The sequence below is a fragment of the Sporosarcina sp. FSL W7-1349 genome (genome assembly GCF_038003045.1).
GTDB lineage: Bacteria > Bacillota > Bacilli > Bacillales_A > Planococcaceae > Sporosarcina.
Genome location: NZ_JBBOOK010000001.1, coordinates 580,844 through 595,661, shown reverse-complemented (window position 1 = coordinate 595,661; position 14,818 = coordinate 580,844). Strand labels below are relative to the sequence as shown.

Annotated in this window: 12 protein-coding genes and 1 pseudogene; 2 read left to right on the top strand and 11 right to left on the bottom strand. The window is 42.6% G+C overall.

Features of this window, described 5'->3' with window-relative positions:
* Positions 1 to 83: 83 nt before the first annotated feature.
* The 9 genes and pseudogenes from MKY41_RS02915 to MKY41_RS02875 all read right to left on the bottom strand — a co-directional run bounded on the left by MKY41_RS02915 (position 84) and on the right by MKY41_RS02875 (position 8,834).
* On the bottom strand, positions 84 to 1,277 hold the full coding sequence (locus MKY41_RS02915) for a chromate transporter (protein WP_340743618.1): 1,194 nt from the start codon (positions 1,275 to 1,277) through the stop codon (positions 84 to 86).
* Between the two features lie 163 nt (positions 1,278 to 1,440).
* Positions 1,441 to 1,734 (bottom strand): VOC family protein, encoded by a 294-nt coding sequence (locus MKY41_RS02910; protein WP_340743617.1) that lies wholly within the window; start codon positions 1,732 to 1,734, stop codon positions 1,441 to 1,443.
* Positions 1,735 to 1,866: 132 nt separating this feature from the next.
* On the bottom strand, positions 1,867 to 2,868 hold the full coding sequence (locus tag MKY41_RS02905; RefSeq protein WP_340743616.1) for a ketopantoate reductase family protein: 1,002 nt from the start codon (positions 2,866 to 2,868) through the stop codon (positions 1,867 to 1,869).
* A gap of 150 nt (positions 2,869 to 3,018) precedes the next feature.
* Entirely contained in the window at positions 3,019 to 3,447 is a 429-nt protein-coding gene (locus tag MKY41_RS02900; RefSeq protein WP_340743615.1) for a MaoC family dehydratase, read from the bottom strand.
* The gene (locus MKY41_RS02895; protein WP_340743614.1) at positions 3,444 to 5,069 is read right to left on the bottom strand and encodes an acyl CoA:acetate/3-ketoacid CoA transferase; all 1,626 of its coding nucleotides are present in this window, start codon (positions 5,067 to 5,069) and stop codon (positions 3,444 to 3,446) included. The genes MKY41_RS02900 and MKY41_RS02895 overlap by 4 nt, the downstream gene beginning before the upstream one ends.
* Positions 5,070 to 5,301: 232 nt before the next feature.
* Complete coding sequence (locus tag MKY41_RS02890; RefSeq protein ID WP_340743613.1) at positions 5,302 to 6,186, bottom strand: LysR family transcriptional regulator; 885 nt, start codon at positions 6,184 to 6,186, stop codon at positions 5,302 to 5,304.
* Between the two features lie 33 nt (positions 6,187 to 6,219).
* Positions 6,220 to 6,975: an IclR family transcriptional regulator gene (locus tag MKY41_RS02885; protein ID WP_340745616.1), complete on the bottom strand. Its 756-nt coding sequence runs from the start codon at positions 6,973 to 6,975 to the stop codon at positions 6,220 to 6,222.
* Between the two features lie 339 nt (positions 6,976 to 7,314).
* Entirely contained in the window at positions 7,315 to 7,758 is a 444-nt protein-coding gene (aroQ, locus tag MKY41_RS02880; protein WP_340743612.1) for a type II 3-dehydroquinate dehydratase, read from the bottom strand.
* A gap of 146 nt (positions 7,759 to 7,904) precedes the next feature.
* Positions 7,905 to 8,834 (bottom strand): annotated as a pseudogene (locus MKY41_RS02875) (aldo/keto reductase).
* 284 nt (positions 8,835 to 9,118) lie between these two features.
* On the opposite strand from MKY41_RS02875, the gene MKY41_RS02870 reads away from it, so the two are divergent.
* Together MKY41_RS02870 and MKY41_RS02865 are read left to right on the top strand one after the other, a co-directional pair.
* Positions 9,119 to 10,132: a LacI family DNA-binding transcriptional regulator gene (locus tag MKY41_RS02870; protein ID WP_340745615.1), complete on the top strand. Its 1,014-nt coding sequence runs from the start codon at positions 9,119 to 9,121 to the stop codon at positions 10,130 to 10,132.
* A gap of 160 nt (positions 10,133 to 10,292) precedes the next feature.
* Entirely contained in the window at positions 10,293 to 11,642 is a 1,350-nt protein-coding gene (locus MKY41_RS02865) for a hypothetical protein (RefSeq protein ID WP_340743611.1), read from the top strand.
* Positions 11,643 to 11,960: 318 nt separating this feature from the next.
* On the opposite strand, the gene MKY41_RS02860 is transcribed toward MKY41_RS02865, so the two are convergent.
* Entirely contained in the window at positions 11,961 to 13,721 is a 1,761-nt protein-coding gene (locus MKY41_RS02860; RefSeq protein ID WP_340743610.1) for a thiamine pyrophosphate-binding protein, read from the bottom strand.
* The gene (locus MKY41_RS02855) at positions 13,718 to 14,716 is read right to left on the bottom strand and encodes a zinc-dependent alcohol dehydrogenase (RefSeq protein WP_340745614.1); all 999 of its coding nucleotides are present in this window, start codon (positions 14,714 to 14,716) and stop codon (positions 13,718 to 13,720) included. The genes MKY41_RS02860 and MKY41_RS02855 overlap by 4 nt, the downstream gene beginning before the upstream one ends.
* Positions 14,717 to 14,818: the final 102 nt, after the last annotated feature.

Below are 14,818 nucleotides of genomic sequence, written 5' to 3'. Positions count from 1 at the left end.
AACTTTTTTTCATTTTTCCAACCTTAAATATGAAAAAATAAGGATCCTGTAGCAGGAGTCCTCATCATCGAAACCATATCATTTTAGATGTTCGCTACAAGTAGGCCGCCGATCGCTCCGGTTGCAACGATGATCCACGGAGGCAGCTTCCAATAGGCCAGCATACTGAACAGAGTGGCGGCAATCGCAAAGTCGATCGCCGACTGGATGGTGCTCGTCCAAATCGGTTGATAAAAGGCAGCGATGAGCAGACCAACGACAGCGGCATTCACGCCCATCAAAACACCTTGCATCTTCGGGCTGCGCCGTAACGCATCCCAGAAAGGCAGCGTGCCCAAGATTAAAAGAAAGGCCGGTAGAAAAATCGCGATGGTCGCGACGATCCCCCCTTGCCAACCGTTCATGACCGTCCCCAAGTAGGCAGCGAATGTAAATAAAGGGCCGGGTACCGCTTGCGTCGCACCGTATCCGGCTAAGAAAGTTTCCGCACTCACCCAACCGGTCGGCACGAATTCCCTTTCCAATAACGGCAAGACGACATGCCCTCCCCCGAAAACAAGGGAACCGGAACGGTAAAAACTATCGAACACAGCGATCCAATGGGAGGAGCTCATGCTTCTCAATAATGGTAGAATTAGAAGCAAGCCGAAAAACAATGTTAAACAAGCCGCGCCAAAACGCCGGGAAATCTGGAATGTGTGAGCCGCCCCCTCCTCCACTCCTTTTCCCTTATAGAAAAGATAGCCTAGCAAAGCAGCCAAGAGCATCACACCTACCTGCATATAGGCAGTTTGCCATAAAACAGTGCCAACCAAGGCAACAAGCGCAATCGTTCTCCGTTTAACATCGGGTGTCAGTTTCTGCCCCATTCCAACAATGGCATGAGCGACAACCGCAACGGCTACAAGTTTCAAACCATGGATCCACCCAGCCTCCACGATATCCATCCCTTGCAATAACAAGGCGAATACGACCAGGGCCAATACCGAAGGAAAAGTAAAGCCGATGAATGAAATAATCCCGCCTAAGACACCCGCCCGCGCAACGCCGATTCCAATCCCAACCTGACTGCTCGCGGGGCCGGGTAAAAATTGACACAATGCCACGAGATCGGCATAGCTCTTTTCATCCATCCATTTCCTTCTTCGTACATATTCTTCATGAAAGTATCCCAAATGGGCAACTGGGCCTCCGAATGAAGTAAGACCCAGTCTCGTCGATACGAGAAATAGCTCGGCCAACGATTTTAGGCTTCGGTTAGATTTTTGTTTTCCCAAAACATTAGCACCTTCTTTCTGCAACGAACTAGTACCCGCAACAATTTGCGGATGCTTCTGTTTGCAGTCTAACATTCAATAGATTGTTTATGAAGGCGATAAAAAAATCTTTATAAACTCTTAACATTAGTAGGAGTAGTATAAAAAAATAAATAAGCTTTCGTCATGGAACGTAGCTCACTTTTACATTTAAAAAATCATTCACTTCACAGCCTGCTTGCTGAATCAGCTCAATGACGAGCCCATCAGGAAGTTCAATCCAATTTGATCCTTTGTGAAACTTTTTACCACCTCTAATCATCGCTTCATAAACCGCTTTTTCGAGATCCTCTGTTACAATAGCAATATGGTCCAATCTACTATTCGGATTCGATGAATCAGATATTAACTGTATGCCGCCAGCTAACCATGCTTGGTCCGGATTCTCTCGATTTCCGATCCAATTCACAACGGGCATTCCCAATGCCTCCTCAAAAAATCGAATATACCAATATATGTCTTTTACGCTAACCGCGATATGTTCCACATATGATTTTTTCTGATAAACCAAGATGGCACCCTGCTTTCTTTCTCTTAATAGAAGTCTTACCTATTCTTCGCAATATTGCAGCGCATATTCGATCCCTTTTATATTGGCTACGAGAGTTTTATTTACCGGTGTTGAGATATTCCGTTTCTCCCCCCAACGAACAATCGCTCCATTAATATAATCGATTTCTGTCTCTGAACCTTTTTCAATACTTTGTAGGAGAGAGGTCTTAAACTCATCCGGCAACCCCTCCGCAGCTTTCCACCAAATTGTTTCCGGGTCCTCTGTATCCAGACTTACACCATGAGCTTTGGCAACCGATATACCTTCTAATACAGCAGCGAACGCTGCCTCCTTTATTTCAGGGACTTTATACAAACCACCGTATGGTAAACGTGTAATACCGGACAAAGGACCAGTTGCAGCGTTAATCAATAATTTATCCCAAATAATCCCTATAATATTGGATGTGACAGTTGTCAATAATCCTGCACGATCAAACACTTTGGCAACTCGCTTCACCCGTTCGGTGATCCGCCCGTCCAGTTCACCAATGTATGTTTGTTTCCCTTTTGTTGTTGCTTGAACATGTCCCGGTCCAAGCACCACACCACCAACGTATGTTTTGCCGGCAATCACCCGTTCCTCGCCAACTATTTCAGCAATAACTTCTTCATTTCCAAGTCCGTTTTGCAACGATAGCACTATTGTATTCTCGCCAATGACGTCTCGCGCATTTTCGATCGCCTGTTTAGTGTGAAAGGACTTCACCAACACAATGACTAAATCTACAGCTCCTATGCCAGCACAACTTGTCCTTGCTTGCACAGCTACAACACGATCTGTTTTACCGTTTCGCAACATCAATCCGTTTTTATTAATCGCATCGACAACCTCTTCTCTCCGATTAATTAAATACACCTCTGATCCGCTTTCGGCAAGCACTCCACCAATTGTGCTTCCCAACGCTCCAGCACCAACAATGCAAATCTTCAACAAAATCCACCTCTTTATCAAATTTAAATTATAAAAGACGCAGAAGACATCTAAATTCTTTTGCACTTGGAAAGGTTGCTCCTATAATTCCTTTCAGGGTATTCCAATTTTAGCCGGACTTATTTCGACTTCTCCCTGTATCTCTTCTTGGTTTTTCGTAAAAATGTTTAGCATTAAAAAGAAAGTCATTACTCGGCGGAGTTCAACTCTTATTTCTCAAGGTATGAATTTCAAAATATGCCGGGACACAGTACAAAGCTCCCCTTTTTGATTCAATACTTCTACTTTAGCAAATGATTTTAAGTTTTCATGATCAATTTCTTCAATCGTATAATGTGCTGTTAAGGTATCTCCAAAAAAGACTGGATTTGTAAAGCGAAGCCGATCATATCCGTAGGAAACGCTTGGAATCTTAGCTCTCGCTTGAACTTGAATAAGAGTGGATGCCGTAGAACCTAGAGCAAATGTTAAAACACCATGAGCGATCCGTTTTTTATATGGAGTGGTTTTCATGAATTCTTCATTCATATGCATTTGGCTGAAATCTCCGGTAATCCCTGCAAATAAATACACATCTGACTCACTAATTGTTTTTGTATAAGAAATTGTATCGCCAATTTCAAAGGGTACTTTATGTGTTGTCATTTGACTTCCTCCTTTTGATTACTAAATTGGTTACGTAATGTTTGATTCAACCATTGTTCTCGAATTCCCATTGGCTCTTCTAAAAACAAACGAAAATCCATTGTTTTTAAATTGGGGGAAATTCGCAGTTGAAAGCCCATGTGACAAAGGATGTCTTTCTCAATATCTACTCCGGGTGCAATTTCAATTAACACTAGTCCCTCAGGTGTCAATTCAAAAACAGCACGCTCAGTGATATAGAGAACCTCTTTTCCTTGCTTCATTGCCTCGGTACCATTAAATGTAATCTCTTCAACTTGCGGGACAAACTTTTGAAATCTTCCTTCCTGATGAATCTTTACGGAACTATCCTCAATTTCAGTTTGCAACCCGCCTGCCGTTAAAGTGCCGCTAAAGATCACTTTCTTGCTATTTGATGTAATATTTATAAATCCGCCTGTTCCTACAATTTTTCCGTTAAAACGAGACACATTGACATTTCCAGCCTGATCTACTTCCGCAAAACTAAGAAAACAAATATTCAATCCTCCCCCATCATAAAAATCAAATTGAGCCGGCATATCAATAACCGCTCGATTATTAATACTTGCCCCAAAGAAGATACCTTGAGCTGTAACTCCGCCGATCGGCCCTGTTTCAACAGTCAATATAAACTCATCGCCAACTCCCTCTTCTTGCGCAACAAGGCCAATCCCATCCGAAATTCCAACCCCGACATTTCCGACGTCTCCAGGACTAATTTCGAATAAAGCTCGTCGCGCAATGACTTTGCGCTCACTTAATGGAGGTATAGCCATTTCCCCAATTTCGGCAATGAAATCCCCTGACATAAATCGATTCACTGCACCGGAATAAAGCTGGGGCTGCTCGGGAACAACAACTACTGCATCAACGAGATATCCCGGTACTTTTACATCCTTTGGATGCAAGGTTCCAGCCTTTGCCAGTCGTTGCACTTGTGCGATGACCATGCCTCCATTATTCTTCACGGCTTGTGCCATAGGAAGAATATCTAGAAAAGTTATTTCATCTTCCATCGTCAGATATCCATCCGTGTCGGCAGTCGTAGCACGAATAATTGCTACATCAGGACGTATGGCGGGGTAAAACAACCATTCCTTACCTTCGATTTCAAAAATCTTTACTAATTCTTCTGTCGTGCGCTCATTTAATCTCCCGCCTGATTGACGCGGATCGATAAATGTTCCGATCCCAACATGTGTTAATAATCCAGGGTGTCCAGCAGCCGCAGCACGCAGCAGTTGACTCATTACCCCCATCGGAAAGTTGTAGCCTTCAATTTCATTTCTAGCAACCATTTCAGCAAGACGAGGCGACTGATCCCAATGTCCGCCAATTGCTCGTTTCACAAGACCTGATTGAGCTAACGGAGACAGCCCCCGATCTCCACGATCCCCGAGGCCAGTCGAATAATAGAGTGTTAAATCACGGGGTGCCTTTGTTTCCTTATACCGTTTGGCCAGAGCTTTAATGACGGCGGTCGGTTCTGCAATTCCCCCTCCGGCACCAAGAAAGGCTACCGTTGCGTTGGAAGGGATTCGCTCCACAGCTTCTTCTGCACTCATCATTTTTACCGTATTCGTTCGTGTCGTAGGATTCATGTCTTCCCCTCACAATTCAATTTTTTCTATCAAATTATTCTGATCTTTAATAAAAGTATAGCCTGGCTTTTCATTAATGAAAAATGAATAAAAATAATAGAGTCGATGACGAAAAGGACTAGCTCGATCAGGAGGGAAAGAAAAGGAATCCCCCAAACAGAGAAGTACAAAAAGACCTGGATCAAATCTCTCCAGGTCTCAAAAAGTTAAATTCAATTATTCAACTAAATATTCAAACGACTCTTAAAATATTTTGGATTACAAAATCCTTAAACCGTTCCACTACTGGCGACATATAGCTGTCTGTTCGCCATGCCATTTCAATGAGTCGTCTGCATTGCGGTTGTGTGACGCGTAACATCGATATTTTCGTTTGGTCTAGTCCTTGAGTAGCAGGCATTAATGCAATGCCGCAATTGGCAGCAACTAACCCTCCAATAATTTCATCCTCAGCGCCTTCAATTGCAACTTGGGGAAGAAAACCAGCTCGTTGGCAAAACTCGTCAATGACATGCCGCAATGGGTAGTCTGAATGATAATGGACAAACAGGTCATTCTCAACTTCTGCCAGTTCTACTTCTTCTCGGTGGGCAAGCCGATGAGAGGAGGGAACGACTAAAAACAACTCTTCATCAATAATTGGAAACGTACTAATATTCTCCATCTCTTTTTGCGGAGAACAAAATACTAAATCTACTTCTGCTGCTCCTAGTCGTTTAATGATTTTCCCAGTATGCCCTTGTGATAATTGAAACCGTATATTCGGATTATCATTTAAAAAGAGTTGAATAATGTTGGGAACAAAAGAAGGACGCAATGAGGGGATAAAACCAAAATGAATGATTCCCTTGGACGGATCAATCATCTCATTTATCTTCTCTTTTGCATTGTTCATTTCCTCAATCGCACGGTTTGCATACTCTAAAAACAAAGTTCCAAATGAGTTCAAATTGACTCCACGTGGATTCCGCTCAAATAATGGTACACCCACTTCATCTTCCAAACGAGCAATCGATTTACTTAGTGCTGATTGTGTAAGAGAAAGTTCCTTTGCAGCCCGGGTCACGTTTTTAATTTTTGCTAGCGTTTGGAAATTATGTAGCTGTTGATAATCCACCTGCGCGTCCCCTCTCTTCCCTGCTCAATTATTCTATTTTTGAAAACCCAGGTTCGTTGAAATTTTCAAGCCGCATTGCAATAGTTCATCTCTCCATTGCTCAATCACTTCTTTTTTGAATCTAGTGGTTGGCCCGGATAAAGATAAAGCAGCAATCATTTGGCCGTTGACGTCAAAAATTGGCGTTGCAATCGCGGAAGAACCAACCTCCCGCTCATCGATACTTTGCGCAAACCCGGTCTCCACAATTTCCTGTAGCTCTTGTTTTAATTCATAGAAATCTCTTTTCGGATTTTCTTTTTTAAACACTTCTTCAATAAATTCTTCAGGTTGGTAAGCTAAAATTACTTTACCCGTCGCCCCTAATGTTAATGGTAATTTTTCGCCAATTTTAATTATATGACGAATGGATTGCAGACTCTCGAATTGCTGAATGCAAACTCGGCTCTCCTTGTCCAAAACATAAAGGTTTACAGTTTCCTCAGTTTTGTCCCTCAGTCTTCGCATTGATTCCTTTGCAACTTCTCGTATTTCAATCGATTGGCCGGCGATATTCCCGATAAAATATAATTGCTTTCCCAATTTATATTTAAACGTTACGGGATCCCGTTCAACAAAGCTATTCAATTCCAATGTATAGAGGAGTCGAATGACTGTTGATTTGGCTAGTTTTATTTTTTTTGAAATCTCGGTCAAGGAAAGTTCCCTTTCTTCCATTGTAAAACACTCCAACAAGTCAATCGCTCGTTGCAGTGAACGGATTCCCTTGTCTTGCTCTGTTGAAGTCATTCTGGCACGCTCCCTAATTAATATCAATTGTCTCCGGCGTTTTGTGACTCGGAAAAATCCGTGACATGCACCAGTAGCATTATCTTTATTTTGACTATTTGTTTTCAACAACTGAATAAAGACAAAAACAATATTATTCCATTTATATCTTTTATCATAGCTTACAGTTGCAAGGGTTTTCAAGATTCATTTCAATGGGTTTCACCTGCTTTTGAACACTTCTAGAGAAGACGGACTCAGCTTTTAAATATTTAGCTAAAAAAGAATGGCATCTCTCCATATGCAGAACCTAGGCTTTGCCAATTGGAGAGATGCCTATTCATTGTTTATCATACGGGATTATTTTTCATTGATCGCTGCGACCGCTGCGCGTAAACCTAAGTAGTAGCTTTCTAGGCCAAAACCGCAAATTTGGCCCTTTGCAATTTCCGCAAAAACAGAGTGATGTCTAAACGTCTCTCTTGCATGGATATTGGACATATGAATTTCTATAATAGGAGCTTCCAAAATGGCAAGTGCATCCCGCAAACCATAGCTATAATGTGTCCAAGCGCCTGCATTAATAATGACGGCGTCCATATTTTCAAAATACGCCTGATGAATGCGCTCGCACATTTCACCTTCATGATTTGTTTGGAAGCTTTCGATTTCTACTCCCAGTTCCTTCGCCAGTTCCTTCATCCCTGCATCGATTTCTTCTAACGTGACTGTTCCGTATTGGATAGGATCCCTTTTTCCAAACATATTATGGTTGATTCCATGAAGCATTAACACTTTTTTCATTTCGCTTTCTCCTCGCCTCTGTATATATTTTGAAATTATTTGTTCCATCATCCAAAATCACATTTCATGTGACGGAATTTAATTTTCATTTTAGCCTAACTCCATTTCTTTTACAATACCAATATTTCTGAACTTTTATTGAGATCTTAGTCAAAGATAGATTCTATTTCTTTTAGTTCCTCTTTTGTCAGCTGTACTTCTGTTGCTCTTAAATTGTTTTCTAGTTGTTCAAACCGTTTCGCCCCTGGAATGATGACATCGATACTCTCTCGGCTTAATAGCCATGCAAGTGCAATATGCGCCATCTCAACATTCTTTTTTTCTGTCAGCTTGCGTAACTGATCGATTTTATCAATATTTTGCTTGAAAGATTCACCCTTGATATGCGGCAGCCTCGCTCTGAAATCAATGAAATTTGCAGTTTTATCATATTTTCCACTTAATAGGCCGGATGCCAATGGATAAAATGGAACAAACGAAATGCTTTGTTCCTTTGCATATGGCAGCAAATTTCTTTCTGCCCCCCGGTTCAACAAACTGTATTCCCCTTGGTATACATCGACATATCCGTCTAAGTTGGCCTCCTTAAGCTGATCGAGTGAAAAATTAGAGACGCCGATCGCTCGGATCTTCCCTTCATCCTTCATATCTTTTAACGCCCCTACTGCTTCGTACTTCGGAGTATCATCATCTGGAAAATGAATGTAAAACAAATCGATTGTATCCGTTTGCAATCGATTTAAACTTCCTTCCACGGCCTGTCGTAAAAAGGATGGGGAATTATCAAAAATAACTCCTTCTTCCGTAATGTGTTGGGCACCTTTCGTTGCCAGAATTACTTCATTCCGCACCCCTGTCTCTTGGATGACTTCCCCTACTAATTGCTCCGAACGTTCCGGCCCATAAATAAAGGCGGTATCCAAAAAATTAACCCCTGCATGCAGCGCTCAGTGCACCAATTCTTTTCCAGCTCGTTCATCCAAATTCGGGTAAAGGTTATGTCCCCCAATGGCATTCGTACCTAATCCAATCGGATTGACAAAAAGACCAGTTTTGCCGATTTCATTTTTTTGCAATTTATACGCCTCCTCTAGTATAATGAAACGGACTACTGGTTAGCCCAGTTTATTTCAGAATAGTAAACTTTCATATACAGCGTCAAGTTTTTCTATTCTCTAGTGATATTTTAAACTAATTACTGAATTAGACGATCGAAAATATATATGGTATTCTGATAATTATAAAAACCCTATCCTAGATCGATCCAATAGAGTGTCGTAAGCAAACTGTGCTATTCGAGCAATTATATATTGCTCAAGAGGAAGCGCTTTAAAACTACTTTAGTTAGCAGGTGATTTCAATAGGACCAACAAAGAAAAACCGAGTTACCTTACAAGAGGTTGCGAAACATGCAGGTGTCTCCAGATCGACCGCCTCCCTAATTGTCCGCAATAGCCCGTCTATCTCCGAGGCTACGCGTAAGAAAGTCTTGGCGTCTATGAATGAACTCGGCTATGTGTATGATCGTGTAGCAGCAAATCTACGTTCCCAACAATCAACGACAATCGGCATTATTATTACGGATATCGCTAACACATTTTATTCTGATTTATTTATCGGGATTTCTGAAGAGCTTGAAAAAGAAGGCTATACTGGCCTTTTAGGAACGACATTTGATTCTCATTCAAAACAAGACCGGCTCATTTCAACCATGCTAGAGCATCGGGTCGGCGGAATTATTTTAGTTCCGGTATCTGGAAAGGGAAAAGATACTGCCGAACGACTGAAAAAATTAGACATCCCAGTTGTCCTAACAGTACGTGAGCTACCTCAAGGCGATTTCGACTACGCCGGAGTAGATTATAATCTAGGAACGCAAATGATAATCAAACATCTAATCGACAAAGGACATAAGCGGATTGCCTTTGTTGGCGGTCGTATGGAATCCTCGACTTGGACAGAACGGATGAAAGGATACCGAATTGCACATGAAGAAAAGGGGCTCTCCATAGAAGACACCCTTATCTTCCCCGGAGCTATAAATAAACAGGCTGGTTCGGAAGCAGTTGAAGAACTGCTCAGCAAATTAAAAGACAATCTTCCCACGGCCATATTTTGCTTTAGTGATTTAGTCGCGTTTGGGGTTATTATTGGATTGCGAAAAGCAGGAATTACAATAGGGAAAGATATAGAGGTCGTTGGATTTGACAATGTCCCTGAATCAGAAATCGTGCAACCTGCCCTAACAACTGTTTCGTCGTTTGCCAGGCAGATTGGTATTGAGGCTGCGAATTTGTTGCAAAGCAGAATTTCGAATAGCGGGAAAAAAGGAGAAAAAATAATAATACAACCTGAGTTAATCATTCGAGACTAAGATGTCCCATTGCCGTTAATAGGGAGTATATCTTGTTGGCGGCTTCTTTCCATGTTTTAGTGGGCCATAAATTTACGTATACATAGAAATGTATTGGTATTAATCTAATTATTTGGATTCCTTTAGTCTTATTTATGTGGAGAGAAAGGAAAGTATTTTTATGCGTCTTGTTGTTTATTCTTCAATAATTATCCTTTATATCATATCCCGGTTTATAGAGTCCCCTTTACTTTCCTATTCAATTGGAATACTTGCGGTCCTAGCGCTCCTAGTATCAGTCCGGTTTGCTAAAGGTCTTTATTTCGTCTCGGGAATTGTTTTTCTACTAATCGGTATATTTTTGTTTTTTCAAAGCAATCTGCCTTGGACTGAACTTCTATTAAATTTTGAAACTATGCTAGGAATGCTTTCTCTTTTTTTATTTCTGCCTTTTATCAATTCTCTAATTCGTGTAGGTGGTTATGATAAAAGTTTAAGTCTTTTCTTAGATCAAGGAATTACGAAGTTAAAAAAGCTTTACACTAGAAGTTTTTTCGTAACTCATCTTCTCGGTCTCTTTCTAAATATTGCAACGATCCCCCTTTTAAGCAGATCGCTTGATCGAACGTTAAACCAGTTTCCTAAATTAACGATCGATAAATTTAAAACACAAAGTCTTTTGCGTAGCTATGCTTTATGTCTTTCTTGGAGCCCGATGGAGATCATGGTCAGCATCTCATTGGATATGACCAATAATACGTATTTAGCAATTTTACCGATTTTACTATTCATTGCATTTTTGTTAATGGTAATCGACTTGTCCTTCACCTCGAATCGATACCAAGAGGAAATTGCAGTCACTGCGTTTGAAATGAGGGAATCCACAACTAGCAGGATGAAAAAGAAAGTAAGTGAAATGATTATCTTATTGATCATTTTCATATCTGCAGTATCGGTATTGCAAAACATTCTTAATAAAGGCTATCTATTTTCCATTGTCCTGTTGCTATTGCCCATTTCAATTGGTTGGGCAATTTTGAACCGCCGGACAAAACGGTATTTCCAAATTACAATTCCCCACTGGATCGAGCGGACTAATAATTTACCAAACTACTTTTTTATGTTTTTAAGCGCCGGCTTTTTTGTTGCCATGCTAACTTATTCCGGCCATCTGGCATTTCTGCAAAAAGCTTTTATTGATTCATCGAAACACTCTTTATTGTTTTTCTGTTTAATAGCTTTATATTTTATAGTATCAGCATTAATTGGGTTTCATCCTTTGGTCTCCATTACTTTGATCGCACAGTTATTGCAACCAATTCTACCGGAAGTATCCAGTATTTCTTTAACACTCGTACTTATCGCATCGAGCGTGGCTACGGTTATGTATAGTCCCTATAACTTATCATTATCCATCTTAGCAGAAATTATAAGAGTCAACCCGTATCGCATTGGTTGGTGGAACATTCCGTTTGCACTCCTCTACATGGGAATCGCAATTGGCATTGCTTATCTACTTACCTTTTTCTAATCGCCATTAGGGTACATACTTATAAGATGGGAATAATGCAAAAAAGAGAAATATTTGAGCAGGTGATCGGAAATAGTATGTTTCCTGTCGCCTGCTTTTCGTGTTGGTGAGACTATTTTTCCATGTGCTATGCTCTAACTGCAGAGAGGCACTTTTCCTGCGCTTGTAGACCTACTAAGTGTGCGGTTAATTGCGTACGGAAAATGCAGCGTTTGCTTGAGGTAACGCAGTTTGCCTATCAGTTCAATCGTGAAGATCATGCAGAAAAACCCCCTGTATTTCTCAATACAGGAGGCTGCAAATATTTATTTTTAGCAATTAATTCGTAGAAACGTGGTGCACTTTTTTATCTGGCGAGTAGATGTCCATGATGTTCCAGTGTCCGGCAGTTGGGACTGGGTTATTCAGCATGGCGACATCGATGACGACCGGCTTGTTGGCCGCGATCGCCTGCTCCAGTGCCGGCTTGAACTCTTCCGCTTCCTCGATCTTGATGCCTTCTACGCCATACGCACGCGCAATTGCCGCAAAGTCCGGCGAGTACGGTTGACCGTCTTTAGTGAACAGCGTTCCAAGAGTCGTATCGTAGTGCGCTTTTTGCAGACCTGCAATCGTTCCAAAAGCAAAGTTGTTCATGATGACCCAGATAACCGGGATATTTTCTTCCGCTGCTGTCGCGAGAAGCGCTGGATTCTGTCCGAAACCGCCGTCTCCGACCAGTGATACGACAACGCGGTCCGGTTGCGCTACTTTCACGCCGAGTGCAGCAGGTGCCCCGAAGCCCATCGTCGCAAAGCCACCCGGTGTGAAGATCGTTCCTGGTTCGTAAATGTCGAACTGCTGGCCGACGCCGTTTTTGTTCCAACCGACATCGGTCGTGATATACGCATCGCGCGGTAGCACTTCCCGTACTTCCGCCAAGATGCGCTGCGGCTGCATCGGGAAGCAGTTGTCCTGAATGAACTGCTCGTTGCTTGCCTTGAACTGCCGCTTGTTTTCTGCAATTTCTTGTTTCAGCGCTTCATTTTGGCGTCCTTCTGGATAGAGGCGCTTCGCTACGCGGTTTAGCACTGTCAATGCCTGCTTGAGATCGGCCACGACTCCGAGCTCTACCGGATAGTTGCGACCGATTTCGCTCCCTTCGATATCAATCTGGATCAGCTTTGTTTTCGGGAAGTCGAATGTGTATTCGTTTTCCCACGAACTGCTGTCCGCCTCCGCAAACCGCGTGCCAAGGCCGAAGAGATAGTCCGCTTCGCGGCATTTTCGGTTGATGAACTCCGTTCCCCAAAAACCTGTCATCCCGAGGACGAGCGGATTGTCGTCCGCCACCGCGCCCTTGCCCATTAGGGAGTGCGCCACTGGGAAGTCGAAATGGTTGATGAACTCGGCCAACTCTTCCGCTGCATCCGCCAACAATACCCCGCCCCCGGCGTAAACGACCGGGTTCTTTGCGTTGACCAATGTTTTCAGGATCGTTTCCGCCGTTTCATCATCCATGGACGGTTTTTGAAGCGCTTTCGTATGATGAGATTGGAAGTCGAAATACGAAGTCTCTAGCTCTATCGAGAAAATATCCATCGGAACCGACACAAGCACCGGACCCGGTGTTCCCGTTTCCGCCAATTGAAATGCCTTTTCTAGAATTTCCGGGAACAGATGCGCGCTGTCGACCCGCCAGGCCCGCTTGACGAATGGGCGGTAAATCTCATACTGTGTCGCGTCTGCGTGCAGATTCACTTCCTGATGCGGGTGCTTGCCGTAGTAATGGCTTGGAATGTCGCCCGCGATGACAACCATCGGAATGCAGTCGAGCGCTGCATTCGCTACGCCTGTTGCCGCATTGGTCATGCCGGGACCGACATGGCTGAGAACGACGGACGTCTGCTTTTTCGCGCGTGCATAACCGTCTGCCGCATGTGCTGCAATCTGTTCATGGCGGACGTTGACAAACTTAATCGAACTTTTTTCGAGCTCAGAGAGCACCGCAATATTCGTATGGCCGCATAGGCCGAAGATGTGTTCCACGCCGCGGTCTTCCAAATACTTCACTAGCTGGCGAGCAATAAGTTGTTTCAATTTGTTTCCTCCTTAAAATTTAAAATAATCTTCCCGTACTCTCCTGACGTAGCATCCTCATATGCTTGTTTATAACTCGTATATGGATAAATTTTTGAGATGATTGCATCGACATTCAAATCTTCTTTCATTAAATAATCGATACTCTTAATAAAATCCCCAGGCAAATTGTAAATAATAGAGCCTAAGATCGAAATCTCTTTTCGCACCATTTGAACGACAGGGATGGTTGCCTCGGCGGGAAGCCCGATAGCGATCAGTGTCCCCCCCGGTTTAACTAAGTCAATTCCTTGTTCAAACGAAGAGCGTACCCCTGCTGCTTCAATGACGATATCAAACCCCTTGCCATCAGCTTCAGTCGGCAGTAAAGTTTGAACTCCAGGATAACTTGACTTCACCTTCTCCAGTTTCTCCGGATTAATGTCAATGCCCGTAATTTGTGCGCCATGGTAAGCGGCCAATGTCATAGCTAACATACCTTCTGTCCCGCAACCGATAATGCCAATTGTTGTGTCTTTGCTGATTTCTACCTTATTTAACGCATGGACAATTACAGCAAAAGGTTCAATTAATACAGCTCGCTTATCTGAAAGAGAATCCGGGATCGGCAAGACGTATTTGTCCGTTATGGTAAACTCCTCGGAAAATCCGCCGTCCGCATTCACACCTAATACTATTTTATTCTCACAAATATTCGTTCTTCCTTTACGGCAAAACTCACATTCTCCACAATAAGAATTTGGTAACACAACTACTCTCGTTCCGATAGGATAGCTTACATCTTTACCAGTCTCTAAAATTGTTCCAATCAATTCGTGACCCGGGCATACAGGATAAACTGCATGTGCCAGCCTCCCGCGAAACACACTAAGGTCCGATCCACAAATGCCGCCGTAAATAGTCTTGATCTTAACCTCATTGTCTTGTAAATGTGTATTGGACGGGATCTCCCGCAACGTCAGTTCACCTGGTTTATTAATTACCAATCCTAGCATGGTATTCACCTACTTGTCTTCTGAAGTTTTTTAGTAGATCGATCTAAAAGCAGTTTACGTCTGCTTAAAACAAGACCGAGCAAATGAGCTGCCCGGTCTCTG

Excerpts from the sequence above, each read along its gene's own strand:
- MKY41_RS02910 (WP_340743617.1), bottom strand. The coding sequence starts at position 1,734 with ATGCCCGTTGTGAATTGGATCGGAAATCGAGAGAATCCGGACCAAGCA.
- MKY41_RS02900 (WP_340743615.1), bottom strand. The coding sequence starts at position 3,447 with ATGACAACACATAAAGTACCCTTTGAAATTGGCGATACAATTTCTTAT.
- MKY41_RS02895 (WP_340743614.1), bottom strand. The coding sequence starts at position 5,069 with ATGAATCCTACGACACGAACGAATACGGTAAAAATGATGAGTGCAGAA.
- MKY41_RS02885 (WP_340745616.1), bottom strand. The coding sequence starts at position 6,975 with ATGACTTCAACAGAGCAAGACAAGGGAATCCGTTCACTGCAACGAGCG.
- aroQ (WP_340743612.1), bottom strand. The coding sequence starts at position 7,758 with ATGAAAAAAGTGTTAATGCTTCATGGAATCAACCATAATATGTTTGGA.
- MKY41_RS02865 (WP_340743611.1), top strand. The coding sequence starts at position 10,293 with ATGCGTCTTGTTGTTTATTCTTCAATAATTATCCTTTATATCATATCC.
- MKY41_RS02855 (WP_340745614.1), bottom strand. The coding sequence starts at position 14,716 with ATGCTAGGATTGGTAATTAATAAACCAGGTGAACTGACGTTGCGGGAG.